The sequence below is a fragment of the Priestia sp. USM5 genome (genome assembly GCF_058323215.1).
This window is the reverse complement of the sequence record NZ_JBSGKN010000001.1, coordinates 3,166,182-3,192,669: the sequence shown is the minus strand read 5'-3', so window position 1 is coordinate 3,192,669 and position 26,488 is coordinate 3,166,182. Positions and strand designations below refer to the sequence as shown.

22 protein-coding genes, 1 pseudogene and 1 riboswitch are annotated in these 26,488 nt (G+C 38.0%); of the genes and pseudogenes, 17 read left to right on the top strand and 6 right to left on the bottom strand.

The window, feature by feature from the left end:
* The first annotated feature begins 42 nt into the window (after positions 1 to 42).
* The 5 genes from liaF (at position 43) to ACWATA_RS17070 (ending at position 5,588) form a co-directional block, all read left to right on the top strand.
* The gene (gene liaF / locus ACWATA_RS17090) at positions 43 to 771 is read left to right on the top strand and encodes a cell wall-active antibiotics response protein LiaF (RefSeq protein WP_028414054.1); all 729 of its coding nucleotides are present in this window, start codon (positions 43 to 45) and stop codon (positions 769 to 771) included.
* Positions 768 to 1,814: a sensor histidine kinase gene (locus ACWATA_RS17085; RefSeq protein ID WP_028414053.1), complete on the top strand. Its 1,047-nt coding sequence runs from the start codon at positions 768 to 770 to the stop codon at positions 1,812 to 1,814. Before liaF ends, ACWATA_RS17085 begins: the two co-directional genes overlap by 4 nt.
* Positions 1,807 to 2,433 carry a response regulator gene (locus ACWATA_RS17080; RefSeq protein WP_028414052.1) on the top strand — a complete coding sequence of 209 codons (627 nt, stop codon included), beginning with the start codon at positions 1,807 to 1,809 and terminating at the stop codon, positions 2,431 to 2,433. The genes ACWATA_RS17085 and ACWATA_RS17080 overlap by 8 nt, the downstream gene beginning before the upstream one ends.
* A 132-nt stretch (positions 2,434 to 2,565) precedes the next feature.
* A complete protein-coding gene (locus ACWATA_RS17075) occupies positions 2,566 to 4,233 on the top strand; it encodes a glycoside hydrolase family 13 protein (RefSeq protein WP_028414051.1) in 1,668 nt (555 codons plus the stop codon).
* A 209-nt stretch (positions 4,234 to 4,442) separates the two neighbouring features.
* Positions 4,443 to 5,588, top strand: a complete 1,146-nt coding sequence (locus ACWATA_RS17070) for a THUMP domain-containing class I SAM-dependent RNA methyltransferase (RefSeq protein WP_028414050.1) — start codon at positions 4,443 to 4,445, stop codon at positions 5,586 to 5,588.
* A gap of 44 nt (positions 5,589 to 5,632) precedes the next feature.
* Here ACWATA_RS17070 and ACWATA_RS17065 read toward each other — a convergent pair whose 3' ends face one another.
* Entirely contained in the window at positions 5,633 to 5,761 is a 129-nt protein-coding gene (locus ACWATA_RS17065) for a hypothetical protein (RefSeq protein ID WP_013056148.1), read from the bottom strand.
* A gap of 159 nt (positions 5,762 to 5,920) precedes the next feature.
* On the opposite strand from ACWATA_RS17065, the gene ACWATA_RS17060 reads away from it, so the two are divergent.
* A complete protein-coding gene (locus tag ACWATA_RS17060) occupies positions 5,921 to 6,415 on the top strand; it encodes a hypothetical protein (protein ID WP_028414049.1) in 495 nt (164 codons plus the stop codon).
* A 34-nt stretch (positions 6,416 to 6,449) separates the two neighbouring features.
* Here the strand turns inward: ACWATA_RS17060 and ACWATA_RS17055 are convergent, their stop codons facing one another.
* From ACWATA_RS17055 to ACWATA_RS17040, 4 genes and pseudogenes are all read right to left on the bottom strand, one after another.
* On the bottom strand, positions 6,450 to 7,262 hold the full coding sequence (locus ACWATA_RS17055) for a carbohydrate ABC transporter permease (RefSeq protein WP_098113459.1): 813 nt from the start codon (positions 7,260 to 7,262) through the stop codon (positions 6,450 to 6,452).
* A 14-nt stretch (positions 7,263 to 7,276) separates the two neighbouring features.
* Complete coding sequence (locus tag ACWATA_RS17050) at positions 7,277 to 8,122, bottom strand: carbohydrate ABC transporter permease (protein WP_285851753.1); 846 nt, start codon at positions 8,120 to 8,122, stop codon at positions 7,277 to 7,279.
* Positions 8,123 to 8,203: 81 nt separating this feature from the next.
* Positions 8,204 to 9,451 (bottom strand): annotated as a pseudogene (locus ACWATA_RS17045) (ABC transporter substrate-binding protein).
* A 36-nt stretch (positions 9,452 to 9,487) separates the two neighbouring features.
* Positions 9,488 to 10,579 carry an ABC transporter ATP-binding protein gene (locus tag ACWATA_RS17040; RefSeq protein ID WP_473049994.1) on the bottom strand — a complete coding sequence of 364 codons (1,092 nt, stop codon included), beginning with the start codon at positions 10,577 to 10,579 and terminating at the stop codon, positions 9,488 to 9,490.
* Between the two features lie 332 nt (positions 10,580 to 10,911).
* On the opposite strand from ACWATA_RS17040, the gene ACWATA_RS17035 reads away from it, so the two are divergent.
* The 5 genes from ACWATA_RS17035 to ACWATA_RS17015 all read left to right on the top strand — a co-directional run bounded on the left by ACWATA_RS17035 (position 10,912) and on the right by ACWATA_RS17015 (position 17,104).
* The gene (locus ACWATA_RS17035; RefSeq protein ID WP_013056154.1) at positions 10,912 to 11,091 is read left to right on the top strand and encodes a hypothetical protein; all 180 of its coding nucleotides are present in this window, start codon (positions 10,912 to 10,914) and stop codon (positions 11,089 to 11,091) included.
* A 225-nt stretch (positions 11,092 to 11,316) separates the two neighbouring features.
* Positions 11,317 to 13,254, top strand: coding sequence for an ATP-dependent DNA helicase (locus ACWATA_RS17030; RefSeq protein WP_028414044.1), 1,938 nt, complete (start codon positions 11,317 to 11,319; stop codon positions 13,252 to 13,254).
* A gap of 124 nt (positions 13,255 to 13,378) precedes the next feature.
* Complete coding sequence (locus tag ACWATA_RS17025) at positions 13,379 to 14,896, top strand: carboxypeptidase M32 (RefSeq protein ID WP_028414043.1); 1,518 nt, start codon at positions 13,379 to 13,381, stop codon at positions 14,894 to 14,896.
* A 97-nt stretch (positions 14,897 to 14,993) separates the two neighbouring features.
* A riboswitch (purine riboswitch) is annotated at positions 14,994 to 15,095 on the top strand.
* A gap of 103 nt (positions 15,096 to 15,198) precedes the next feature.
* Positions 15,199 to 15,792, top strand: a complete 594-nt coding sequence (locus ACWATA_RS17020; RefSeq protein ID WP_028414042.1) for a xanthine phosphoribosyltransferase — start codon at positions 15,199 to 15,201, stop codon at positions 15,790 to 15,792.
* 1 nt (position 15,793) lies between these two features.
* A complete protein-coding gene (locus tag ACWATA_RS17015; protein ID WP_098113457.1) occupies positions 15,794 to 17,104 on the top strand; it encodes a nucleobase:cation symporter-2 family protein in 1,311 nt (436 codons plus the stop codon).
* A 108-nt stretch (positions 17,105 to 17,212) separates the two neighbouring features.
* Here the strand turns inward: ACWATA_RS17015 and ACWATA_RS17010 are convergent, their stop codons facing one another.
* Positions 17,213 to 18,073, bottom strand: coding sequence for a LysR family transcriptional regulator (locus tag ACWATA_RS17010; RefSeq protein WP_098113456.1), 861 nt, complete (start codon positions 18,071 to 18,073; stop codon positions 17,213 to 17,215).
* A gap of 130 nt (positions 18,074 to 18,203) precedes the next feature.
* Here ACWATA_RS17010 and ACWATA_RS17005 point away from each other — a divergent pair, with 130 nt between their 5' ends.
* The 6 genes from ACWATA_RS17005 to ACWATA_RS16980 all read left to right on the top strand — a co-directional run bounded on the left by ACWATA_RS17005 (position 18,204) and on the right by ACWATA_RS16980 (position 26,488).
* Positions 18,204 to 19,628: an NAD-dependent succinate-semialdehyde dehydrogenase gene (locus tag ACWATA_RS17005; RefSeq protein WP_098113455.1), complete on the top strand. Its 1,425-nt coding sequence runs from the start codon at positions 18,204 to 18,206 to the stop codon at positions 19,626 to 19,628.
* Between the two features lie 444 nt (positions 19,629 to 20,072).
* A complete protein-coding gene (locus ACWATA_RS17000) occupies positions 20,073 to 20,615 on the top strand; it encodes a GNAT family N-acetyltransferase (protein WP_028414038.1) in 543 nt (180 codons plus the stop codon).
* A 224-nt stretch (positions 20,616 to 20,839) separates the two neighbouring features.
* Positions 20,840 to 21,925, top strand: a complete 1,086-nt coding sequence (locus ACWATA_RS16995) for a type III polyketide synthase (protein WP_028414037.1) — start codon at positions 20,840 to 20,842, stop codon at positions 21,923 to 21,925.
* Between the two features lie 5 nt (positions 21,926 to 21,930).
* Positions 21,931 to 22,494 (top strand): isoprenylcysteine carboxyl methyltransferase family protein, encoded by a 564-nt coding sequence (locus ACWATA_RS16990; protein ID WP_033578450.1) that lies wholly within the window; start codon positions 21,931 to 21,933, stop codon positions 22,492 to 22,494.
* Between the two features lie 6 nt (positions 22,495 to 22,500).
* Complete coding sequence (locus ACWATA_RS16985; RefSeq protein WP_155017140.1) at positions 22,501 to 22,671, top strand: hypothetical protein; 171 nt, start codon at positions 22,501 to 22,503, stop codon at positions 22,669 to 22,671.
* A 199-nt stretch (positions 22,672 to 22,870) separates the two neighbouring features.
* Positions 22,871 to 26,488, top strand: a complete 3,618-nt coding sequence (locus ACWATA_RS16980) for a dynamin family protein (RefSeq protein WP_473049992.1) — start codon at positions 22,871 to 22,873, stop codon at positions 26,486 to 26,488.

Below are 26,488 nucleotides of genomic sequence, written 5' to 3'. Positions count from 1 at the left end.
AAAGAACGCTATGTCATCTACTAGGAGAAAGGAGAGGGAGCTGTGCAAAGCGTAAACAAAACAGAATCTCTTATGTTCATTTTTATTTGCAGCTTATTTGTCCTGTTTATTGAAATTATGTTTTTTCACAGCGGCTTGATCTTTTCTGTATTAATTGCCGGTGCGTTCATGTATATTGGGCGAAAAAAAATGAGAAGAAAATTAGGGCGTATGTTATTTTGGATTGGCGTTATTGGGCTTGTGTTGAATATATTTAATACGGTTGCCTTTAAGTTTTTAGTTATTGCTCTTTTCCTGTACTTTTTACTTAGATTTATTCAATTACGAAAGCATCCGGTTGAATTTAGACCAACTGACGAGTTGACACAGCAGCCAAACCAAAGTTTGGTGCAGGTCCGGCCGGTTTTGACAAATAAACTTCTTGGTAGTCAAAGAACCGAAGACTCCGTATACGAATGGGATGATATTAATATTCAAAGCGTATGGGGAGACATTGTGATTGATTTAAGCAATACTGTTCTGCCAAAAGGCGATGCGGTTATCTTTATTCGTCAAGTGTTTGGAAATATTAAAGTGCTCATTCCTTACGAAACAGAAGTATCTGTGAATCATTCTAAACTAGCAGGAAACGTAACGGTTTTTGGCCATCAGCGCGGCTTTTCGTTCAATGAAAATTTGTCTATCAAAACAGAGGAATTTGATCAATCTGCTCATAGGGTGAAGATTGTTACAACTGTTGTGATTGGAGATTTAGAGGTGCAAAGGATATGAGTATTCTTCAACGGCAGTTATTGTGGGGGATTTTCTTAAGTTTTTTTGTATTTGTATCCGTGCTCCTTACCGTGTTTTTTGCATATCCTGTTTTTCAACTTAGCGACTTATGGAAAACGAGCGTATTTGGCATGCCTTTTGTGCTGTTTTCCTTCAGTTTAAGCCTTACGATTGGAAGTGTGATTGGAGGAATCATGGGGTTTATGTGGAGACAGCAGTGGGCATATGTTGAAAACCGATTATATGAAATAGAAAATGGCCACCGGCATATGCCGGCAAATGAACCGCTTATTCAAGAAACGTCTCGAATTATAAGCCGTTTAAACAAAGTAGATCATAAAATGATTCTTCAAGCGCAGCAATCTCAAAAGATGGCAACGGAAAAAGTGGAAAATCAGCAAAAGCAAGTGCAAGAAATTGTTTCTCAAGAACGAAATCGGCTTGCTAGAGAACTGCATGACTCCGTTAGTCAGCAGCTATTTGCCGCTTCGATGCTTATGTCTGCTATTACGGAATCCAATCTTACGCTACAAGACTCTGAAGCTAAGCAATTAAAGATGGTTGAAAAAATGATTAATCAATCACAGCTTGAAATGAGGGCTTTGCTTCTTCATCTTCGTCCTGCAGCATTAAAAGGAAAATCGCTACAGGCTGGAATGAAAGAACTGATGAATGAGCTTGCTCAAAAAGTACCGCTTGAATTAAATTGGAAAATAGAAGGGTTTGAACTTGATAAAGGCATTGAAGACCACTTGTTTAGAATTTTGCAAGAATCCGTATCAAATACGCTGCGTCATGCAAATGCAACAGCTTTAGACGTGCTGCTGATCAAACGTGACTTTTCCATTATTTTACGTATTTTGGATAACGGAGTTGGTTTTGATGTAGAAAAGGAGAAAGTCGGATCGTACGGTCTGCAAAATATGTATGAACGCGCAGTTGAAATTGGAGGCCTATTAAAAATTATTAGTTTGCCCGACAAAGGAACAAAGCTAGAAGTAAAAGTACCGTTAGTAGAAAGAGAGGAGAAGCAAAATGATTAATGTACTGTTAGTAGATGACCATGAAATGGTTCGTATTGGCGTAGGAGCGTATTTGTCGGCTCAAACAGACATTCATGTAATAGCTGAAGCAGCCAATGGCCAACAGGCCGTTGAATTAGGGCTTCAGCTGCGCCCGGATATTATTTTAATGGATTTAGTCATGGAAGAAATGGACGGGATTGAAGCAACAAAACAGCTCATTAAGCAGTGGCCGGAAGCAAAAGTAATTATTGTCACTAGCTTTCTAGATGACGAAAAAGTATATCCCGCTCTAGAGGCAGGGGCAACAAGCTACTTATTAAAAACGTCTAAAGCAGGAGAAATTGCAGCTGCTATTCGCCGTACATATGAGGGGGAATCTGTATTAGAGCCTGAAGTAACCGGTAAAATGATGTCTAAAATGAGAAAGCCGTCTTTACCTCATGAAGAACTCACAGCTCGTGAAATGGAAATTTTACTTTTAATGACACAGGGTAAAACAAATCAAGAGATTGCAGACGAATTATTTATTGCGCTAAAGACGGTAAAAACACATGTGAGCAATTTATTAAGTAAGCTGGATGTGCAGGACCGAACTCAAGCCGTCATTTATGCCTTTAAACACAAATTAGCGCAGTGAGAATCGTTATTCAAAAGAGAATAACGATTTTTTTTGTGAAAAACCTATTTTTTTGCATGTATTCATTATAAAATAGCGATATGCGTAAAGGCGAACGCTTACGTAAAAGCACTATTTTGAGGGGTTGAGCACATGGAAAAGAAATGGTGGAAAGAAGCTGTTGCGTATCAAATCTATCCGCGAAGCTTCATGGATTCAAACGGCGACGGAATTGGTGACATTCAAGGGGTTATTTCAAAATTAGACTATTTATCTGATCTTGGAATTGATGTCATTTGGATTTGCCCGATTTATCAGTCTCCTAACGACGATAATGGCTACGATATCAGTGATTATAAAGATATTATGAAAGATTTTGGAACAATGGAAGACTTTGATGAGCTGTTAGATGAAGTTCACCATCGCGGAATGAAGCTGATTATGGATTTAGTTATTAACCATACTTCAGATGAACATCCTTGGTTTTTAGAATCTAGGTCTGCTAAAGAGAATCCATATCGTGATTATTATATCTGGCACGAAGGTAAAGATGGAAAAGAGCCAAACAACTGGGAATCTATTTTTAGCGGATCAGCTTGGGAGTTCGACGAAAAGACAAAAGAATATTACATGCACGTATTTTCTAAAAAACAGCCCGATTTAAACTGGGAAAACGAAAAAGTACGTCATGAGCTTTATGAAATGGTTAACTGGTGGTTAGATAAAGGAATTGACGGCTTTCGTGTAGATGCTATTTCGCATATTAAGAAAGTGGCCGGCTTCCCAGATCTGCCGAACCCTGAAAAGCTAGATTATGTGCCATCGTTTGAAGGGCATATGAATCGACCGGGAATTCAAGAACATTTAAAAGAGCTAAAAGAAAAAACGTTTGCCAAATACGATATTATGACGGTTGGAGAGGCAAATGGTGTAACATCGGACAGCGCAGATGAGTGGGTAGCTGAAGATGGCGGAAACTTCAATATGATTTTTCAGTTCGAGCATATGGGACTGTGGGATAAAGGAGAAGAAAAACCGCTTGATTTAATCGAGTTAAAAACAATTTTAACTAATTGGCAAAATGGTTTAGAAAAAATTAACGGCTGGAACGCTTTATATTTAGAAAATCATGACCAAATTCGTTCTGTAAATAAATTCGGCAGCACAGCTTACCGAGTGGAAAGTGCAAAGTGCTTAGCTGCACTATACTTTTTAATGAAAGGAACACCGTTTATTTATCAAGGACAAGAACTTGGAATGACCAATGTTAAATTTGATTCTATTGATGATTATGATGATGTTGGGATGATTAACTACTACCGTATTCAGCGTGAAAAAGGCGATTCACATGACGAGATTATGAAAGTTATTTGGGAAACAGGCCGCGATAACTCAAGGACGCCAATGCAGTGGAATACAGAAAAAAATGCAGGATTTTCTACCGGAAACCCTTGGATGAAAGTGAACCCAAATTACGTAGACATTAACGTAGAAGAGCAGAAAAGTGATAAGAATTCGGTACTGAATTTTTACAAACAGCTCATTAAAATTAGAAAACAGCATGATGTGCTGGTGTATGGAACTTATAAGCTGTTGGCAGAAGAAGATTCCGCTATTTACGCGTATACGCGAACATTAGAAGGTAAAACCGCTGTTGTTATTTGTAATATGTCACCGAATAATCAAACGTTCGAGTTTCCTTCAGAGAGCTCATTTACAAACATAGAAGTGCTGATTCATAATTATCCGTTGGATAAAAACGAAACGCTTGAACAATGTACGCTGCACCCATATGAAACACGTGTATACTTACTTTCATAAACAAGTTGAGCAACCGATTGCGCAATTTTAAAATGGAAAGCTTTTAAAAACAAATCTATATGCGACATATGTAAAGAAACTGCTGGCTCTACCAAGAGCGAGCAGTTTCTGCATTTTGATAAAAAGACGGAGAAAGCTTTGACTACGGCGCATGTATATGGTACTTTTACACTTAGTGTAGATAATTAGAAACAAAATGAGGTTGAAAAATGGCGAAATATAAAATTATTGCAACAGCAGCAATGGGAATTGAAGCACTAGTGGCTAAAGAAGTGCGTGCTTTAGGATATGAATGTGAAGTAGATAATGGCAAGGTTATCTTTGAAGGAGACGAGCTTGCAATTGCTCGATGCAATTTATGGCTTCGTACAGCAGATCGAATTAAAGTACAGGTTGGACAGTTCAAAGCTCGTACGTTTGATGAGCTTTTTGAACAAACAAAAGCATTAAATTGGGGAGATTATTTACCCGTAGATGCACAGTTTCCTGTATCGGGAAAATCAGTTAAATCTAAATTGTTCAGCGTATCAGATTGTCAAAGCATTGTAAAAAAAGCAATTGTTGACAGCATGAAAAAACATTATAACAAAACAACAGGCTGGCTCGAAGAAACGGGGTCAACGTTTAAAATTGAAGTAGCGTTATTAAAAGATGTTGCTACATTAACAATTGACGCAAGCGGTGCAGGACTTCATAAGCGCGGTTACCGCGTAGGACAAGGGGAAGCTCCTTTAAAAGAAACGCTGGCAGCTGCTTTAATTATGCTAACGCCGTGGAATGCGAATCGTCCGTTTGTCGATGTTTTCTGCGGTTCTGGTACAATTGCTATCGAAGCAGCGCTTATCGGTCAAAATATTGCACCAGGATTTAATCGTGACTTCTTATCAGAAGAGTGGCCGTGGATGTCAGCAAGCATTTGGGACAAAGCGCGCGAAGAAGCAGAAGACTTAGCGAACTACGACCAAGTGCTAGATATTGCTGGTCATGATATTGACCATCGTATGGTAAAAGTAGCGGAGCAAAATGCATTTGAAGCTGGACTTGGAGATTTAATTCAATTTAAGCAAATGCAAGTGCGCGATTTTACGACGCCGAAAGAATATGGAATCATTATTGGTAACCCTCCGTACGGCGAACGTTTAAGCGATCGTCCTTCTGTTGAAAAAATGTACGCTGAAATGGGCGAAGCGTTTTCTAAGCTTGATACGTGGTCGATTTATATGCTTACATCTCATGAACAGTTTGAACAGTACTACGGTAAAAAAGCGACGAAAAAACGCAAATTGTTTAACGGATTTATTAAAACAGACTACTATCAGTACTGGGGACCTCGTCCTCCACGCAACGATCAATAAATACAAAAAGCCAAGCGGTGTAAAAACAGCTTGGCTTTTTTACGTTATTTCTTTTTTAAACCGCGATAAGCTAGCATTCCAAACATGCCTATCCCGAGCACGACAATTAATAAAATAAACCAAAACGTAGCATTAAGCAGGTATTTATATAGTCCGTCATAATAATCATGCATGTACTCACCCCATTATGTTTTTTTATAGTATGGGCGAGTAGCAGGGCAATATATGTATTCATTTCTTTTCAATAGCAGGCTTAAAACGAGAAATGATTAGCTTATTTCTAACATATTTACGAAAGGGAAATCTCATACTAAAACCTAAGAGGTGATAAAATGAGAAAAAATCGATCAGCACGGGTTTTTGGCGGGATGATGCTTCTTTCATGGTTAACCATCCCTTTTATAGGACGACAGCATATTAAGCGCTATTTATCATCTACTATGTTTATTTCCTTTTTAATTATGGTTGAAAGCTATATTGCTGAAAAAAAGAAGTGGTGGATATTCCCTAATCCTCCTCATCCATATTTAACAGGTGAAGCTGCTTTACTTTTAGGTCCATTTTTAGCAGGTTCTTTATGGATTAAAAAGTTCACATATGGCCATTTTGGAAGGTATATGTTATTAAATGCAATCGTAGATACATTTTTTGTTTATCCTTTTCAACGAGCTATGAGCCGTGCAAAGCTTTTTAGGGTAGGCACATTTAAAGAGTACCATTTGCTAGGTATCTTTCTGTTAAAAGCTGCTTTAATGTACGTTTACCAACATCTAATAGTAGAGAAACCGAAACCTCAGCGTGCTTTAAAAAATAATCCTATAGAATAAAGGGGCAGGCAGGGAAGCGTGATTTTCTTGCCTGCTATTTTAATGCCCCAGAGGTCATTCCTGAAATGAAATGCTTTTGCAAAAACACGTACGCAATCAATAATGGAATAGAAGAAAGAACGACTGCTGAAAACAGCATAGGGTAATTGGTTAGAAATTCCCCTTGAAAGTCCAATAATGCAATAGGCAGCGTTTTTACTTCTTTAGATTTTAATAATAGCAAAGGGAATAAAAGATCATTCCACACGATCACAAACGAAAAAATTCCTACTGTAGCCATTGAAGGTATGGAGAGTCGAAGAGCGATTTTTGAATATATTTTCCACTCTGACGCCCCGTCCATGCGAGCGGCTTCGAATAGTTCCTTTGGCAAAGTTTTCATAAACCCCGTTATAATAAACACACCGATAGGAAGCAAAAAACTTATGGAGACGATAATGACCCCTGTTAGCGTATTGACCAGTCCAAGCTTATTCATCAGCAAAAAGACAGGAATCATATTGACTTGAGTAGGGACAATCATTCCGCAAACAAAAAAGCCGTATACAATCCATCCAAGCTTTTGAGGTAGCTGAATAACAGCGTAAGCAATCATGCTTGAAAACCATAGAATAAAAAACGTGCTAAAGACGGTAACAATCACGCTGTTTTTAATATAGCCAAAGATGGGTTCATTGACGAGCAGCTGTTTATAATTTTCAATATTCCAGCCTGCTGGTAATCCAATTGGGTTGCTGTAAAGTTCAGGCGTTGTTTTAAAGGTTGTTAATAAAACCAAGCTTAAGGGCAACAGAATGATTAAACCGTATATCCCTAAAATCAGATGTCTGAATGGATTTTGTTTCATAAAAGAATCTCCTTTTACATTTTGGTCAGGCGAAGTACGCGAAATTGAAGAAACGTTAAAAGAGCAATCACAATCATAAATACAACGGAAATGGCAGAGGCATAGCCAAAACGAAAATTAATAAAAGCTTCGTGATAAAGAAGTGTCGAAAGAATTTCAGTTGAGTTGGAGGGACCTCCATTTGTCATTGCAATGATTAAATCAAATGCTTTAAAGCTTTGTATGGTCGTATAAGCCACAACCATTGTCGTAGCTGGAGCTAAAAGAGGCCACGTAATGCGCTTGAATTTTTGCCATCGTGTTGCTCCATCAATACTAGCAGCTTCATATAACTCACTGGGAATAGCTTGAATTCCAGCTACAAAAATAATAAGCATTTGACCAGTATGTGCCCAAAATTGTACAAAAGCCAAGCTGTAAATGGCGATATGTCCATTTCCAATCCAAGACTGTGTCCAATGCTCAAGGCCTATTTTACTTAAAAATAGGTTAACTCCTCCAATGTTGGGGTCATACATAAAGTTCCACGTGAACGCAATCGACACGGACGAAATAATCGTCGGTACAAAAAAGAGTGAGCGATAAAATGTATTCCATGCAGAATTTCTATAAAGTAAGAGTGCAAAGCCTAAGCTCAATAACGTTTGAAAGATCAGCACGCCAATTGTGAACTTTAAGTTGTTTGTAAGCGACTGTGTAAAAATAGCATCGTTTGTTAAAATTTCTTTGAAGTTTTGAAACCCTACAAATGAGAACTGAGAAGACAATCCATTCCAATCAGTTGTACTTAAAAATAAAGCAGAAAGCGTTGGCAATGCAAAGAAAACCGTATATATGACAAAACCAGGAAGCAAAAACAACCATAGATGCCTGCTTTTAGAGATATTTTTAAATGAAAAGAGAACGAAGGGGTTCTCTTTTCTTCCTCTTGAATAGACGTATTAGTTTTTAGCGACACGTTCTACCTCTCCTTGTGCTTTTTCAGCAGCTTTTTTCGCTGACATACCGGATAGTACGTCCTGTACAGATGTTTCAACAGCTTTTGATACGCGCTCATTTAAAATGGTAAATCGAGGTTGGAAGACCGTTTTTTTGTCTTTCCACTTTGCGCTTTCTTTGAGTTCAGGTGAATCATATTTCACGTCTTTGACCGTTAATAACTGGCCAGTAGCATTTGCATACTCAGAAGAAATCTTTGAATCTGCAAGGAAAGTTAAAAATTTCTTAGCAGCTTCTTTGTGTTTTGATTTTTCAGCAACACCTAATAAGAATGTTGTGGTATGAACACCTTCGTATTTGGCTTTATCTTGATCCACTGTAATCGGTGCAAGCAAACCTTGATCAATCTTTGGATTTTGCTGTTTGACTGTAGCCATCATATAAGAACCTTGAGCAAGCATTGCGCCTTTTTCCTGAGCAAAAAGTGCTGCAGCACTTTCTTTTTTCGTACCAAGAGCATCTTTTTGGAAGTAACCTTTATCATTTAATTCTTTAATTTGAGATAGGGTTTTGATAAACCATTCATCAGTTAGCTTGCGCTTGCCCGTTTCTACTTCGTGAAGGGCGTTATTTGTAGGTTCGTTATTCATAATCATTGGGTTAATAAATTGAGAAGGACTTACGTCTCCTGAAAATAAAATCGGCGTGTAACCATTTTTCTTTAATGTTTCAGCTGTTTTTAAAAAGCTATTCCAGTCTTTAGGAACATCTAAATTTAGTTTTTCAAAAATGCCTTTGTTATAGACAGGGATGTTATAGACTAGCTGATAAGGAAGAGCATATTGCGTATTATCCGCTTTACCCGCTTGGATTAGCTTTTCGTCAAATTTGCTGAGTAAGTTTTGGTCGTCCAGCTTTGCAAAACCGTTTGCTTTGCGAATCGTTTCAAATTGACTTCCTGGAAAACTAGCAAATACATCGATGCCTTCTCCAGATAGTAGAGATCCTTGAATTTGTGATTGATATGAATCCGAAGGAAAGACGGTCATCTCTACATGAATATTTGGGTTTTTCTTTTCAAATTGCTCAATGATAGAATCAAAGGCTTTCGTATCTTCTCCTCGTCAATGCGTAAAGTTAATGGTTACTTTTTTTGAAGAATCGCTGCTGTCGCCGCTTGTTGAACTGTTTTTGCCGCAGCCGGCGATGATCACGGTGAGCATTGCTAACAGAATTAATAATTTTTTCATTTTAGTTCCCCCATTTATAGAATTCTTTTTAGATAGTTATTGGTCAATTTTGATACGATTGGTAGATGCTTGGTCAAAGAAATGAGCATGATTCATTTGAAAATGAAACGGAAAGTGCTGATGAACTTGAATATGTTCATCCCCAGGGATTTTAGCCACAAAGAGCTGCTCTCCTAAACTGCTGTATAGTATGTACTCTGCTCCTAATAACTCAGACACATCTACCGGTAATGAAATATGAGGAGCATCAGAAAAGGCACGCGTAATATGCTCGGGTCGAATTCCTACAGTAATGAATTGATTATTGTAGCCTTTTTCATGTAACGAATGCATTTGATTTTCTGTCAGTTGAAACTCATGTTCACTGATGTACAGTTTGCTGTTCACTACTTTTCCTGTGAAAAAGTTCATTCCCGGTGAGCCTATAAAACTGGCTACAAACGTATTCTCTGGAGCATTATACACTTGCATAGGTGAACCTATTTGCTGAATTTTTCCGTCTTTCATAACTAAGATTCTGCTTGCCATCGTCATGGCTTCTGTTTGATCGTGGGTTACATAAATAATGGTCGTCTGCAGCCTCTGATGAAGCTTACTGATTTCAGCACGCATTTGTACGCGAAGCTTCGCATCAAGGTTAGACAAAGGCTCATCCATTAAAAAAATTTGGGCATTCCGTACAATCGCTCTTCCTAAAGCCACTCGCTGACGCTGACCTCCTGATAATGCTTTTGGCTTGCGTTTTAAATAGGGTTCTAAGTCCAAAATACGAGCCGCTTCACGAACGCGCTCATCAATTTCTTGTTTTGGGACTTTGCGGAGCTGCAAGCCAAATGCCATGTTGTCGTAAACCGTTAAATGAGGGTAAAGCGCGTAGTTTTGAAACACCATTGCAATATCCCGGTCCTTAGAAGGTAAATCGTTTGCACGATCTCCATTAATAAGCAATTCTCCTTCTGTTATCGATTCAAGGCCGGCGATCATGCGAAGGGTAGTGGATTTGCCGCACCCTGAAGGTCCTACAAATACAATAAATTCTTTGTCTTGAATATGAAGATTAAAATTATCAACTGCAAGACTATCTTTTCCGTATTTTTTATACACATGCTGCAACTGCAGTTCTGCCATTTTTTTCTCCTCTCAGCAGGCTTTTAAAAAATAAAAGCCTCTAATTGCACAGACGGATTGTACGTGTATCTGGCAATTAGAGGCTATCGGTTGACCGGTAAGCCTGTAGTATGTAGTTTTGAGTGATTGAATCTGTAAGTAATTTTAAAATATATTATTCCTATATGTCAAGTGAGGATTAAAATATTTTAATAAGTTCGATTATTTTCTTAAATGAAAGAATCCATTTATTAAGCCAGAGATGCTGGTTTTGAGAATAAAATAAACAGCTGGTGTATAGAATGATAGTATTCACTTTTATAGTAAGCACTACAGAGAGAGGATGTTTATAAATGGATAGAAACACGCAGTTCACTATGATTCGGCAAGCGTTGGAAAACAGCTATCATTTAATGCAGCAGGGAATAGAAGTTAGCGGAGAGACGCTTACTCAGCTGGAACAAGCAAAAGCCGAGTATGAAGCGGCCTTTTTATTGTCTCAGTCCACGGATTCCAAATTCCGCTGTAATTAATTTTTTAATAGCACTTATTCCGTTTGCGTTCTATACACCCAGCTTTTATACAAAAAGGTTCTGTCCTTACAGACAGAACCTTTTTTATGTTCAGCTCTTTTTATTGACATTTTAGATAAAGTAGTCAATAATTAAGTTTTGCTTACATGAGAAATTTACTAGATAAAAAGAAGTGAAGCTAATTTTTATTGATAGATATTTACATAAATAAAGGAGTCAGTATCGATGATGAGAGAGCGGTTGCCTTTTACAATTGAGCGGGATGAAAACTTTTTTGATAAATTAAATGAATGGATAGGTGATGTTTTTTATGATCATCTTCCAGACGCAGGATTAGAACTTCGGGATGAACAAATTTTTATGGCTTTTCAAATCGAACGAGCTTTTAAAGAAAAAAATGTAATCTTTGCAGAAGCAGGTGTAGGAACAGGGAAAACCATTGTGTATTTACTGTACGCTATTTGTTATGCAAGGTATATTGGCAAGCCGGCTATTATTGCCTGTGCGGATGAAACATTAATTGAACAGTTAGTAAAAGCCGAAGGAGACATTGCCAAGCTCTCTGGTATTTTAGATATTAACATGGATGTTCGCCTAGCAAAATCTCAAGATCAGTATCTGTGTTTAAAGAAATTAGATGCTGTGACAGCACGAACAGATAATGAAAACATTGAAGAAATTTACGATACGCTTCCTGATTTTGTTCATGATCATAGTGGTATGCAGTCGTTCTATCACTACGGAGACCGTAAAGAATATCCTCATTTAACGGATGAGGAATGGAATCAAATTAACTGGGATACGTTTCAAGATTGCTCTTCCTGTGAGCAGCGTCATAGATGTGGCTTAACGCTTTCACGCGAGCACTATAGAAAAGCACATGACTTAATTATTTGCTCTCACGATTTTTACATGGAGCACATTTGGACATATGAAGCCCGCAAGCGTGAAGGACAGCTTCCGCTTCTTCCTGAAAGCAGCTGTGTTGTATTTGATGAAGGTCACCTGCTGGAATTTGCTGCACAAAAGGCTCTAACGTATCGCATTCAAGAAGATACGTTAGAAAACTTGTTAACGCGTCTATTAGAAAATGACGTGCGAGAAGAATTTGCTGTGAAGATCGAGCACGCTATTGATGTGTATGCAATGTTCTTTGACCGTTTAAGTGAAGCAAGCACAGAAATCGTTGGTTCTAGCCGTAAAGAAGTAGCCCGAACAAACGGATTACAAAGTGTAGGAAAAGAACTTTTATCGCTGCTTGAACATATCGGAAACGAGCTTGTGTTTGAGAGTGAGACCTATACAGTAGATGAATATACGCTGCGAATTGTAGATGAGTACCTAGATCAAATTGATTATTCGCTGCGCTTATTTATGGACAACGAAAATGCCATCTACTGGGTGGAAGAAAACAACTGGCAGCTGACGTTGGTTATTATGCCGCAAGCAGTAAAAGACGTCTTAAAAGAACGAGTATTTGCGAAGAAAATACCGTATATTTTCACTTCTGCCACTCTTTCAGATAACCAATCGTTCGATTATTTAGCATATAGCTTAGGCATTGCAAAGCCGCTTTCTTTTTCCGTTGAATCGCCATTTGATTATGATGAGCAAATGAAAATTGCGGTGAAAGATGTTTCCGATGATCAAGAAGAAGCGTTTGCTGAAAAATTCGCCTTTGCTGTTGCTCAGCTCGAAAAAACGAACGGACGAGCACTTTTATTGTTTAACAGCAAAGAAGAACTAGAGATGTTCAAAGAAGTTTCCAAAGAGTTAGATCAGTACACATTTTTATTTGAGGGCGATCAAGAAATCAGTAAATTAGTATCTCAGTTCCAAAGAGAAGAAGAAACGATTTTATGCGCTGTTCATTTGTGGGAAGGGTTGGATATTCCTGGACCTTCGTTATCGAATGTAATTATTTGGTCTCTGCCGTATCCGCCAAATGATCCGGTCTTTGAAGCAAAGCGCAATCAAGTAGTCGATCCATTTTGGGATGCAGATATGCCGTATATGCTTCTTCGCTTAAAGCAAGGAGTTGGAAGGCTGATTCGCTCTCATAATGATAAGGGTCTAATCACGATCTTTATGCCAAAAAGCACAGATTCAAAAGTGCGTTCAATCATTGAACAAAATGTTCCAACGAAAATAGAAAACGTATAAAAAAGCGCGGTGGCAGCCGCGCTTTTTTATATGTCCAATAGATTGAATTTTCAGTTATATACACACCGTTACTATTATGATAAAATAATTTATGGTGAAATAAGGAAAGTAAGGAGGAAAAACAATGAGAGAAGACATACAGAAAATTGAGAAACAGTTTTATGAATACATGAATAAAATCAAAAGTTATCACGAGGCAATCGGAGTGATGTACTGGGATTTGAGAACGGGCGCTCCAAAAAAAGGGGCGGATCAGCGTTCTGAAGTGATTGGCATGATGTCATCAGAAGCGTTCAATCTTTCCGTTTCTAATGAAATGGCAGGTTTTATTGAGAAATTAACGAACCCTGAGTCACAGCCTTACATAAACGATATTACGAAAAAAGCAGTGGAAGAGTGTAAAAAAGAATATGACTTAAATAAAAAGATTCCTCCGCACGAATATAAAGAATACGTTACGTTAACTTCAAAAGCGGAGTCAATTTGGGAAGAAGCAAAAGAAAAAGCAGATTTTGCTTTATTTCAACCGTACCTTGAAAAAATTGTAGCGTTTAATCAGAAGTTTGTGGAGTATTGGGGGTATGAAGGAAACAAATATAACCGTTTATTAGACCTTTTTGAACCGGGAATGACGGTTGAAATTTTAGACGAGGTATTTGGAAAGCTGCGGGAGCATATTGTGCCTCTTGTTCAGCGAATCGCCGGGTCAAATACAAAGCCCAATACGGAATTTTTATTCCGTACTTTCCCAAAAGAAGCGCAAAAGCAATTTAGTCTAGACGTGTTAAAAACACTCGGCTATGATTTTGAAGCGGGGCGACTTGATGAAACAGTCCATCCTTTTGCTACTGGCTTAAATCCGGGAGATGTGCGCATCACAACTAAATATGCCGAAAACGATTTCCGAACGGCTATTTTTGGCACGATTCACGAATGTGGCCATGCTTTATATGAGCAGAATATTTCAAAGGATCTTGTTGGCACGGTTCTATGTGAAGGTACTTCAATGGGAATTCATGAATCACAGTCACTGTTTTTTGAGCAGTTTGTCGGGAAAAACAAAGCATTTTGGCAGCATCATTACGACGTACTAAAAAAGCATGCGCCGGAACAGTTTGACGATGTAGGTTTAGAAGATTTTTACCGAGGAGTAAATGAAGCAAAACCGTCTCTTATTCGTATTGAAGCAGATGAGTTAACGTATCCTCTTCATATTATGATTCGTTACGAAATTGAAAAAGGATTAATAAACGGGGAGTATAAAGTTGAGGATTTACCGGAAATTTGGAATGAGAAATACGAAGAATATTTAGGGGTTCGTCCAAGTCACGATGGAGAAGGCGTGCTTCAGGACGTACACTGGGCCGGAGGAAGCTTTGGGTACTTCCCTTCCTATGCTCTGGGCTATATGTACGCAGCGCAGTTTAAGCATACCATGTTAAAAGACTTGCCTAATTATGATGAACTCTTGGAAAAAGGAGAAATTTCGCCGATTACAAATTGGTTAACAGAACATATTCACCAGTACGGAAAAATGAAAAAACCTCTTGAAATTTTAAACGATGTGACGGGTGAAGGGCTAAATGTAGATTATTTAATTCAATATCTAGAAGAGAAATACGGACAAATTTATCACGTATAAAAAGTGCTATAACCGAATATTATGTTTTGTATTGCAAGTAAATGTTCGAAAATATCTTTTTTAGATATTTTCAAATAAAAGATTTGCTGATATAATACAAGTAACTCAATAACGCACTCATATAATGACGAGAATAAGGCTCGTAAGTATCTACCAAACTACCGTAAATAGTTTGACTATGGGTGAGCGATGAAGTTTGTTTTTCACTTTTGTGCGTAAAAGCTCAAAAACATTGCTCTACTCATATACGAGTGCAGCTATGTTTTTGAGCTTTTTTAATACAAACGTTGGAGGAACGAACTATGAAAGCTTTGCAAAACAAAATTTTAACAGATGGAATCGTATTATCGGACACGGTTTTAAAAGTAGACACATTTTTAAACCACCAAATGGATCCTGTACTGATGAAAGAAATTGGAGAAGAATTTGCTTCGCGCTTTGAAAATGCAGGAATTACGAAGATTTTAACGATTGAATCATCAGGAATTGCTCCAGCGATTATGACTGCATTGAAGCTAAACGTTGAGATGGTGTTTGCCAGAAAAAGAAAATCTTTAACACTTCAAGACGGACTCATTACATCAAAAGTATATTCATTTACAAAAAAAGAAGAAAATGAAATTTCAGTTGCTGATAAATTTATTCGAGAAGATGACGTGATTTTAATTATTGATGACTTTTTAGCAAACGGCCAAGCTGCATTCGGCTTGATGGATATCGTGCAAAAAGCAGGTGCTAAAGTAGGCGGCATTGGTATTGTTATTGAAAAAGCGTTCCAAGATGGAGGAAAACAAATTCGTAAATCAGGCGTTAAAGTAGAATCATTAGCGCGCATTCAGTCTTTATCAAATGGTAAAGTTACATTTGCTGAAGATAAACCAACAGTGGAGGTTTAATATGAATAAAGGAAAAGTCTTTTCACTTGGTTTACAGCATGTTTTAGCTATGTACGGAGGTGCGATTGTTGTCCCTCTTATTGTTGGAGGAGCCATTGGCTTGACTCAGCAGCAGCTTACGTATTTAGTGGCGATTGACTTATTTATGTGCGGTGTGGCAACGTTACTGCAAGTATGGAAAAATCGTTTTTTCGGTATTGGTCTTCCAGTTGTATTAGGGTGTACGTTTACTGCCGTAGGACCTATGATTTCAATTGGAGGTTCTTACGGCGTTTCCTCCATATATGGTTCTATTATCGTCGCCGGTTTACTCATTGTCCTTCTTTCTGCTTTTCTAGGTAAATTGGTTAAGTTTTTCCCTCCTTTAGTTACGGGTTCGGTTGTAACGATTATTGGAATTACGTTAATTCCTGTAGCGATTAAAGATTTAGCTGGAGGAGAAGGAAGTAAAGATTTTGGCAGCTTGAGCAATTTAGGTTTAGGTTTTGGCGTTTTGCTATTAATTATTGTTCTGTATCGATTTACAAAAGGATTTATGCGCTCCGTCTCTGTGTTATTAGGATTGGTTGTTGGAACGATTTCAGCGTCTTTTATGGGAAAAGTCGATTTTTCCGGCGTAAAAGAAGAAGCGTGGATTCATATGCCTCACGTGTTTTACTTTGGGATGCCAACGTTTAATATTACGGCCATCCTGACAATGTTCCTTGTTTTACTTGTTGGCATTGTCGAGTCCACAGGCGTTTATTTTGCCGTTAGTGATATTTGTAAAAAAGAAGTGGATGAAAAAGATTTATCTAAAGGCTATCGTGCAGAAGGATTGGCGATTTTATTAGGCGGATTTTTTAACGCATTTCCTTATACAGCGTATTCTCAAAATGTAGGACTTTTACAGTTGTCAGGTGTTCGCACAAGAAATGTTGTATTTGCAGCGAGTGGAATTTTAATCATTTTGGGCTTTCTACCTAAAATCGCAGCCGTGACGACAGTTATCCCGAGCTCTGTACTTGGAGGAGCTATGGTAGCCATGTTTGGGATGGTCATCTCTTCAGGTATAAAAATCCTTAGTCAAGTTGATTTAGCAAAACAAGAAAACCTTCTTGTAATTGCATGTTCGGTTGGTATGGGTCTAGGGGTGACGGTTGTACCTGAACTCTTCAAAAACTTACCAGAGAGTCTTCAAGTTCTCACTGGAAGCGGTATTGTGATGGGGAGTTTTACAGCAATCTTTTTAAATATTGTCTTTAATATGATGAAATCACCACGTGCGCAAGTTGCAGAAACAAAGTTAACAAATGAAGCAATATCGAAATAAAAAGAGGCTGGCACAAAAGTATGTTAGTTGAAGAAGATCCGAACGATTAATCGTTCGGATCTTTTCATTGTTATGGGGAACTTAGGCCTAATTTGGTCGTCTTTCCTATTAAGATCGTGTTTTGAAAAACAGTGTATAAAGCATTTTCCCCACGTCAGGATTTTTTGCCACTAATGAAATTTCTCTTTTGAATTTGAAGTCTGTAATAGGCAATGCTTTAATGTTTGAGCTTTGTAAATGGCGCATAAAAATTTCAGGGAGAATTGAAATACCTAAATTAGCTGAAATAAATCCCATAATACTTTGAGCAAATTCAATTTCATTGGCAATGGACATTTTTAAGTTATGACGATTGTACGCTTTTTCTACTAGTGTCCGAACATCGCACCCTGGAGGGAGAACTACAATGGGTTCTTCTTTGAAATCTTCAAATGATACGCTTTCTTTTTCGGCTAACGGGTGCTGATCATTCACAAATAAATAAAAGTCTTCTTTGAATAATAATTTTGACCAGTAAGTATGTTGAATCTCTCGATCATCAAATAAAGCTCCATCAATTTGATTGCTTTCTAACTGCTCTAACAAATCATAATAGTGATGCGAGGTTTTTATATCAATATGGCGATTGTGGTCTTTAGCAGAAGCCAGTTGATAAGGTAAGTAAAAAGCAGCCATACTTTGCCACGTTCCGATAGTTAAATCACAAGCTTCTTGCGTAGACACTAATTTTTTTTGAAGAGCATGAACGCTTGATAGTATGGATTCACCTTCTTGTAAAAGAATTTCACCTGCTGAGGTTAATTCTACTCCTGTAGCGGAGCGAATAAATAATGTTACTCCTAAATCTTCTTCTAGTTTTCTCATTTGCTTACTGAGCGCGGGCTGCGTCATATGCAGCTGTTCGCTTGCTTTGCTTAAGCTTTTTGTTTTGGCTGTTTCAATAAAAGACTCAAGCCATTCTGTTTTCATATTTATCACCTATAACCTTTTGTTATACCCATAGTATAGAAGGGAAGTTCTCATAAATCAACGAAGATGCTAGTGTATATAGTGTAGTTAACACAGCGCAAAGAAATTCACACAACTAGGAGGATGAATGATGTATCCAAACAAACTATATATTAACGGTGAATGGACAACAACAGAAGAGAAAATTGATGTGATTAATCCAGCAACAAAAGAAGTTATAGGACAAATTCCCAAGGCAGGCTCAAAGGAAGCAGCACTTGCCGCTGATGCAGCAGCGACAGCTTTTAAAACATGGTCGAAAAGAACCGCTCAAGAGCGCAGTGCTATTTTAATGAGATGGCATCAACTTATTGAAAATCATAAAGATCAACTAGCAGAAATTATGACAACGGAACAAGGCAAACCATTTGCAGAAGCAAAAGGTGAAGTGCAGTATGGCAATGATTATATTGCTTGGTTTGCTGAAGAAGGAAAGCGTGTATATGGTGAAACGATTCCAGCTCATCATACGCATAAACGTATTACGGTTAAAAAACAGCCTGTTGGCGTTGTAGCAGCTATTACGCCATGGAACTTCCCTGCAGCCATGATTACGCGTAAAGTGGCCCCAGCTCTTGCAGCAGGATGTACAATTGTTTTAAAACCATCTGAAGAAACACCATTTACAGCATTTCGTTTAGTAGAACTCGCAGAAGAAGCGGGCGTTCCAAAAGGTGTGATCAATGTTGTTACTGGAGATGCAGCAGCTATTGGCGACACATGGCAAAAAGACGGACGCATCCGAAAATTAACATTTACTGGTTCAACAGCGGTTGGTAAACATCTAATGCGCGGTGCTGCTGATACTGTGAAAAAATTATCGCTTGAATTAGGCGGTCATGCACCGTTTATCGTAACAGAAAATGCAGATTTAGACGCTGCTGTAAACGGCGTAATTGCTTCTAAGTTTGTCAACGCAGGTCAAACGTGCATCTGCACAAACCGTGTATACGTACAAGAATCCATTGCAGATGCTTTCGTTAAAAAATTTGCAGCAAAAGCGGCGGAATTAACAGTAGGAAACGGATTAGAAGAAGGTACACAAGTTGGACCGCTAATTAACGACAAAGCGGTTGAGAAAGTAAAAGCACAAATTGCGGATGCAAAAAGTAAAGGAGCTAAAGTTGTAGTTGGCGGACAAGCTATAACAACTAAAAACGGTTTCTTTATGGAGCCGACAATTATCACAAATGTAACTGATGACATGAATTGCATGTTTGAAGAAACGTTTGGACCATTGGCACCTGTAGCAACATTCAAAACAGTAGAAGAAGCCGTAGAACGAGCAAACAATAGCCCTTATGGTTTAGCAGCTTACGTATTTACAGAAAACATCAAAGAAGCAACATTTGTATCTGAAGAATTAGAATACGGCATTGTAGGAGTAAATGATGGCTCTCCATCTGCAGCTCAAGCTCCATTCGGCGGCTTTAAAGAAAGTGGTCTTGGACGTGAAGGAAGTCATTACGGCATTGAAGATTATTTAGAAGTAAAATATATCTCAATGGGACTTTAATAAAAAGTAGGACAAAAATAGTTTAGTCGAAGTGAAATACGAACTAGCAACTAATAATCAAAATTATTGGTTGTTAGTTCGTATTTTTTTATTGTTAAGATGGACGTAGCTTTCATGCGTTTCGTTGCTTCTAGCGGATTAATCCCATTTGTTCGTCTTTAGGTCGGAGTGATTTCGTTATGTCCCAGCCTCTTTTTTATGCACTTTTGTAAAGAAAATTTGAAATAATAGTTCTTTAACGCAATTAATTGCATTTCTAGGATGTCTGTGCAAGAATAAATATTTCAAAAATGGTTTAGCTTTGTTTAAAGCGTGGGTAATACAACAAATGCACATGATTGCTTGTTAGATGAAATGAAAAGCAGAACTTTACCACTGATAAATTACGCAAGCTAGAACCAAAATAGTAGTACTGAATGGTGAAAAATATAGGAGTTGATATAGATGATTACAGCAGAGAAAAACATAGTGAAATTTAAAGCGAAAGACGGACGTGAAGTCACTATACGCCCTGCAAAGGCAAGTGATGCAGAGCATATTACAACAGCGGTAAGAGAAATTATTGAAGCCGGGGAATTTATTCAAAAAGATGAGCCGCGCACAGTCCAAGAAGAGCAAGATTTTATTGCATCAGTAGAAAAGAACAATCACATGTACGTTGTAGCTGAAGTCGAAGGTGAAGTACTTGGAATCGCACGTGTTCTGAGAGGCGAAATTAAAATGAAGCGCCACACGGGGCTCTTCCGTACATGGCTTATTTCAAAAGCACAGGGAATGGGAATAGGAAAACAATTTATGAATTATACGCTAAACTGGTGCAAAGAAAATAATCTTCATAAACTTTCTTTAACTGTGTTTGCTTCTAATAAAGTGGCATACGAATTGTATAAAAAGGTAGGATTTGAACAAGAAGGTGTTATGAAAGAACAAGCTTATTTTAACAATGAATATGTAGATGAAATCTATATGTCCATTTTCTTTTCATAAAAAATAAGCACTTATTTTCGTCAATCCATAAATTGTATCTGTACATTCAGATTATTTGCGCTATAATAAAAGTGCACAACAAACATACACTTCTTCAAAACGTAGACTTTCCTGAGTTACAGGAAAGTTTTTTTATGTTTCACCTCCATTCCACTAAAAAAGAATTGAATAAATCCCCAGCTATTACAAATGTTAAATGTAACGCAATCAAAGAGGTGAAGTGTATGCCAAAAATTATCTCAGTTGGATTTGGAGTTCCCCCCTATGAATTAACTCAGCAAGACACGCTGCTATTTGCAAAAGAACTTTTTTCCGAGTCGTTTAAAGATATTAATCGTCTGCTGACCGTTTTTCAAAATGGTCAAATTGAAAAACGTAATTTTGCCAAAGACTTATCTTGGTTTCAAGAAGATCATACATTCGAAGAAAAAAATGATGCTTTTATAGAATGTGCTGTTGAATTAGGTACAAAAGCCATTGAAGAATGCTTAACAAATAAAGACTATGTAAGTACCCCTTTGCCGTGTGGAGAAATTGATGCTATTTTTTACGTTTCAACAAGCGGTGTAGCTACGCCTAGCATTGAAGCTCGAATTATGAATAAGCTTGCGTTTTCAGACCATACAAAAAGAATCCCTATATGGGGATTAGGGTGTGCCGGAGGAGCATCTGGACTTTCAAGGGCTTACGAATATTGCAAAGCCTTTCCGCGCGCTAAAGTTCTTGTATTATCCGTTGAGCTGTGCAGTTTGACTTTTCAGCGGAATGATCGTTCAAAAAGCAACTTAATTGGTACATCTTTATTTGCTGATGGAGTAGCAGCTGCTTTAGTCGCAGGTGACGAAGCAGATATCACTTTTTCCCGTTCAAAAAGCTTTCCTTACATTTTACATACACAATCGACGCTTATGCCAAATTCCGAAGACGTAATGGGATGGGAGATTAAAAATGATGGGTTATTTGTTGTCTTTTCAAAAGATATTCCCACTATTATCGACTCGTGGTTAGGCGGAGAAGTTGAGTCTTTTTTACAAACTCAGAATTTGACCAGTCGGGATTTAAAACATTTTGTTGCTCATCCTGGAGGGAAAAAAGTGCTTGAAGCATATGTATCAACGCTATCGCTAAACGAAAATATGATTGCTGATTCACTAGATGTACTTAAAAACCATGGAAACATGTCTTCGGCAACCGTTTTATATGTGCTAGACCGCTTTATGAAGAAAGAAATTCCGAGTAAAGAATACGGTTTATTAACAGCTCTTGGTCCTGGATTTAGTTCTGAAATGCTTCTATTAGAGTGGAGGTAAAGCGATTGTTTTTTTATAGTTTTTTTGTATTTATTATCTTACAGCGTCTATGTGAACTGGTGATTGCCAAAAGAAATGAAGCTTGGATGAAGAAGCAGGGAGCGTACGAAGCTGGTCAAAGTCACTACAAATGGATGGTAAGCATGCACGCCGCTTTTTTTGCTGCTCTTTTTACGGAAGTGTATGTGTTAAGCGGTGGAATGTATCACTTTTCTTTTTTGTTGTTTAGCTTTTTTGTGCTTGTGCAACTTGCAAGAGTATGGGCTATTTCTTCGTTAGGAAAGTATTGGAATACAAAAATTATCGTCTTGCCTAACGCGAAGGTTGTGCTAAGAGGTCCTTATCGGTTTATGAAGCACCCAAATTATATAGTTGTAGCGGCAGAATTGGTGTTAGTTCCGCTTATGTTTCAGGCATACTGGACGTTAGCTATTTTTTCTGTTTTCAATTTGTGTATATTAGCCGTTAGAATTCCTTTAGAAGAGCAAGCGCTAACGAATGAAACGAATTATGGCGAGGTCATGCAAAATACGGGACGTTTCTTTCCTGCAAAAAAATCTCAAAACTAATTGAAAATGATTATCTTTCATGATAAGATGAAATCAAATGATAAAGATTATCAATTTCATCAAGTAGAAACGGTGGTGGACGTAATGGTTAGTCTTTTTGTGATCGGAGCACTTGCTACATATGTTGGCGTCACAACGTATGTAATGAAAAATATTGAAAAAGCCCAAAAGGCGTAATATATACACGGTAAATAAATACAATGCAAAGCTGTCAAATTATTGACAGCTTTTTTTATTGTTTTTGTAACTAAAAATTCAGTTTTTTATGGGAAAACGTAGGTGAATCAAGTAAAATAGAGAAAGAATAAGCAGAAACAAAGATGGATAGAGAACATTTAAATACAGTCTTGAATGAGGCAAAAGGGGTAGAGTAATAATGGGTAAAGTGAGTGTGAAACATCAAGAAAATCTCCAATTGGAAGCATCTCTTTTTCATTTACATAAGCAATTTCAAGCAGCTGGAGATGAACAGCAGGCAGCAAAAGCAATACAGCTGTTAAAAAAGTGGGTGAACGGTGAATTTGTTGTAGCATTTTGCGGACATTTTTCGGCTGGGAAATCGAGTATGATTAACGAATTAATGGGGCAAGCAATTTTGCCTGCAAGTCCTATTCCGACAAGCGCAAACTTAGTATCAGTAAAGGCGGGGGATGAGCATGCAACCGTTTATTACCGCAAACAGCCGCCGGTGCGTTATGAAGCGCCTTATCAGTATGAACAAATTAAGCAGTTTGCTGTCGACGGAGATGAAGTAGAGTCCATTCATTTATCAATCGAGACAACCGCTATTCCTAAAAATGTTGTGGTGATGGACACACCGGGGATTGATTCAACAGATGATGCGCATCGTGTATCGACCGAGTCAGCTCTTCACTTAGCGGACGTTATTTTCTACGTGATGGATTATAATCATGTGCAGGCAGAATTAAATCTTCAATTTGCAAAACAGCTGCAAGAAGCTAATAAAACGCTTTATTTAATTGTAAATCAAATCGATAAACATCAAGAAGATCAGCTAACATTTCAAGCATTTAAAGAATCTGTAGAAACGTCATTTTTAAAGTGGAATGTTAGACCAGAAGGAATCTTCTATACGTCGTTAAAAGAGCCAGCCAACCGTCATAATGACCTTTCGTACGTAAAATCTCTATTACTTGCTATGATGACGGAAAAAGAAAACCGACATCAGCATATTCAACATGCGATGCAAATGTTAATTGACGATCACCTTGCCTTTATTGAAGACCAAGAAGAAGAAAAGTTAACGATTCATGACGAGCTGCGCCATAAGCTGACGCTTGAGAACCATGAAATAAATAAGCAGCAAAAAAAGCAGCTTCTCGAAAAAGAAGCGGAAATAAAGCGTGCTGAAAAGCAGTTAGCAGAAACGTACCAACAAGAAACAGGCAAGATACTAAGCAACGCCAATTTAACACCATATGAAATGAGAGAAAAAGCTAGGCTGTTTTTAGAAACGACAAAGCCTGATTTCAAAGTCGGTCTTTTATTTGCTAAGAAAAAGACCGAGGAAGTAAAAAAAGAGCGGCTGACGTTATTTTTTGACGATATGAAAGAACGAACAGCCTCTCAGCTGCAGTGGCACTTGCAGCAATATGTGCAAGATCTGGTGAAAAATCAAAATCTTACTGACCCGGATCTTATACGCCAGGTTCAGCAGTTTGAAATTCCGTTAGAACCTCATGACTTAATTGAAACGGTAAAAGCAGGAGCTACGATTAATGGTGATTATGTTTTAACGTACGCAAAAGATGTAGCTGATCACATTAAGAAAAAAGCCACGCGATTGTTATACGAGCTCTATGCGCAAATCGAACAGAGCAAAATGGAGCAAGATGAAGTAAAGCGTGAGAATATTTCTCAACACTTGCAGGAATGTGAGGCATTTGAAGAAGCGTATACATCTCTTCAGGAAATGAAAGCAAAACTGGCACGTACAAAAGCGTTGCTTCAATCTTTACAGCAAACTGATGACGACCTAACGCTAGAAGATACAAACGAGTTGTCATATATGTTACAAGAAGAATATGAAACGGGCATCATGAAAGCTGAAGAAAAGCATGAAGCTGCGAGTGAGCAGCAGTTAGTTTCACAGCCTGAGGAAGCTGTGCATGAAACAGGAACAGAAAAGGTTCTTCAAGATGTATCAGCTGTTCTCGAACAGCTCCGTTCATTTGGAAAATTAGACCGCTTTATTAATAGGCTTCAAGAAAAACGTAAAAAGCTATCAAATCAAACGTTTACCGTAGCTTTATTCGGAGCATTCAGTGCCGGTAAGTCATCTTTTGCTAATGCGTTGATTGGAGAAAGATTACTTCCTGTATCTCCGAATCCAACAACAGCAACCATCAATAAAATTATGCCTCCAACAGAAAGCCGGCCGCATAAAACAGCTGTTGTGCAAATGAAAACAAACGAGCAGATGATCCAAGATTTAAATGGTGCACTTAAGCTGTTTCATCATGAAGTAGAAACAATTGACGAAGCGCTAGCGATTATTCCGACCCTGCAGGCAACAGAAGAGCTGCAGCTGCATTTGTCGTTTTTACAGGCAGTAGAAAAAGGCTACGGCGAAGTCAAGCATCATATCGGTTCAGAAGTAGTAGTGGATACAGAAGGATTTCATGATTATGTAGCCAAGGAAGAAAAAGCGTGTTTTGTTCAATTTATTAACCTGTATTATGACTGTGAATTTACTCGCTTAGGCATTACGCTTGTTGATACACCTGGAGCTGATTCAATCAATGCGAGACACACGGGAGTAGCGTTTGAGTATATCAAAAATGCAGATGCCATTTTATTTGTAACGTATTATAATCATGCATTTTCAAAAGCTGACCGAGAATTTCTTATTCAGCTTGGCCGTGTAAAAGATGTATTTGCGCTTGATAAAATGTTTTTCTTAGTAAATGCAGCGGACTTAGCCAGCTCGGATACAGAGCTGCAGTTAGTTCAGACGTACGTAAAAGAGCAGCTTGAACAGTATGGTATACGCTTTCCGCGCTTATACCCGGTATCAAGCTTGCAAGCTTTGCAAAACCATGAGGATAAAATGTTTCTGCCATTCAAAAATGCGTTTTACCGCTTCATAAATTATGAATTACCAGAGCTTGCTATCCAAAGTGTCTATGCAGATTTCGAACAAATTTTAGCAGTTGCCAATGAAATGAAACAGGTGCAGACAAAATCAGAAGTCGATAAAAAGCGATACATTCAATCTCTTCACATAAAAAATGAGCAGGTAGCAGCAAAACTGCATGAAATTCATTTTGAATATGAACAACAGCAGTTTGACCGAGAATTAGAAGAGCTTTTATTTTATGTGAAAAAACGTCTGTTTGTGAGGTACGATGACTTCTTTAAAGAAGCATTCAGTCCGGCAAACTTAAGAGATGATCGAGGTGAAAAGCAAAAGCAGCTGCGCCTGTGTTTGCAGGAGTTGTTAACGTCTATTTCCTTCGACGCAACGCAAGAAGTGCGTGCGACCACTTTGCGAATCGAAAAATACATCGTAAAATTAATCGAAGACTGGCATCGAATGATCATCACAAAGCTACAGCGCTATGAACCGACGTTTACTCCAACGTTGAACTCGTTAGAGCCGCCAAATGGCAGCGAAGTTGTGACAAGTCATCAATTCGATAAGAATGAATCGTATCAAAAAGAGCTTTCACTGTATAAAAACAATAAAAGCTTTTTTGAAAAAAATGAGAAAGCAAAGCTCCACGCTGCTTTATTAGAACGTATTAAGCCGGATGTTAATCACTACATTGCGAAAGAAGAAGCTGCTCTTCATTCACACTATACCTATTTAGTGAATCAGTACGTTTTAGCGCATAAACAGTCTGTATCTGAAGAATGGTATGATTATTACAAACAGCTGCAAGCGGCCGTGTCTGAAGAATTTCCAATTCAAGAATTGGTAAGTACAATGACGGTGCTAGAACATGTATTGGAGAAAAGAAAGGGTCATTAA

Bases quoted from the DNA above. Each gene is read 5' to 3' on its own strand.
- ACWATA_RS16985 (WP_155017140.1), top strand. From the start codon at position 22,501: ATGATTATCTTTCATGATAAGATGAAATCAAATGATAAAGATTATCAA.
- ACWATA_RS17035 (WP_013056154.1), top strand. From the start codon at position 10,912: ATGGATAGAAACACGCAGTTCACTATGATTCGGCAAGCGTTGGAAAAC.
- ACWATA_RS17075 (WP_028414051.1), top strand. From the start codon at position 2,566: ATGGAAAAGAAATGGTGGAAAGAAGCTGTTGCGTATCAAATCTATCCG.
- ACWATA_RS16980 (WP_473049992.1), top strand. From the start codon at position 22,871: ATGGGTAAAGTGAGTGTGAAACATCAAGAAAATCTCCAATTGGAAGCA.
- ACWATA_RS17025 (WP_028414043.1), top strand. From the start codon at position 13,379: ATGAGAGAAGACATACAGAAAATTGAGAAACAGTTTTATGAATACATG.
- ACWATA_RS17080 (WP_028414052.1), top strand. From the start codon at position 1,807: ATGATTAATGTACTGTTAGTAGATGACCATGAAATGGTTCGTATTGGC.
- ACWATA_RS17010 (WP_098113456.1), bottom strand. From the start codon at position 18,073: ATGAAAACAGAATGGCTTGAGTCTTTTATTGAAACAGCCAAAACAAAA.
- ACWATA_RS17085 (WP_028414053.1), top strand. From the start codon at position 768: ATGAGTATTCTTCAACGGCAGTTATTGTGGGGGATTTTCTTAAGTTTT.
- ACWATA_RS17060 (WP_028414049.1), top strand. From the start codon at position 5,921: ATGAGAAAAAATCGATCAGCACGGGTTTTTGGCGGGATGATGCTTCTT.
- ACWATA_RS17005 (WP_098113455.1), top strand. From the start codon at position 18,204: ATGTATCCAAACAAACTATATATTAACGGTGAATGGACAACAACAGAA.
- ACWATA_RS17000 (WP_028414038.1), top strand. From the start codon at position 20,073: ATGATTACAGCAGAGAAAAACATAGTGAAATTTAAAGCGAAAGACGGA.
- ACWATA_RS17020 (WP_028414042.1), top strand. From the start codon at position 15,199: ATGAAAGCTTTGCAAAACAAAATTTTAACAGATGGAATCGTATTATCG.
- ACWATA_RS17040 (WP_473049994.1), bottom strand. From the start codon at position 10,579: ATGGCAGAACTGCAGTTGCAGCATGTGTATAAAAAATACGGAAAAGAT.
- ACWATA_RS17055 (WP_098113459.1), bottom strand. From the start codon at position 7,262: ATGAAACAAAATCCATTCAGACATCTGATTTTAGGGATATACGGTTTA.
- ACWATA_RS16995 (WP_028414037.1), top strand. From the start codon at position 20,840: ATGCCAAAAATTATCTCAGTTGGATTTGGAGTTCCCCCCTATGAATTA.
- ACWATA_RS17015 (WP_098113457.1), top strand. From the start codon at position 15,794: ATGAATAAAGGAAAAGTCTTTTCACTTGGTTTACAGCATGTTTTAGCT.
- ACWATA_RS17070 (WP_028414050.1), top strand. From the start codon at position 4,443: ATGGCGAAATATAAAATTATTGCAACAGCAGCAATGGGAATTGAAGCA.
- ACWATA_RS17030 (WP_028414044.1), top strand. From the start codon at position 11,317: ATGATGAGAGAGCGGTTGCCTTTTACAATTGAGCGGGATGAAAACTTT.
- ACWATA_RS17065 (WP_013056148.1), bottom strand. From the start codon at position 5,761: ATGCATGATTATTATGACGGACTATATAAATACCTGCTTAATGCTACG.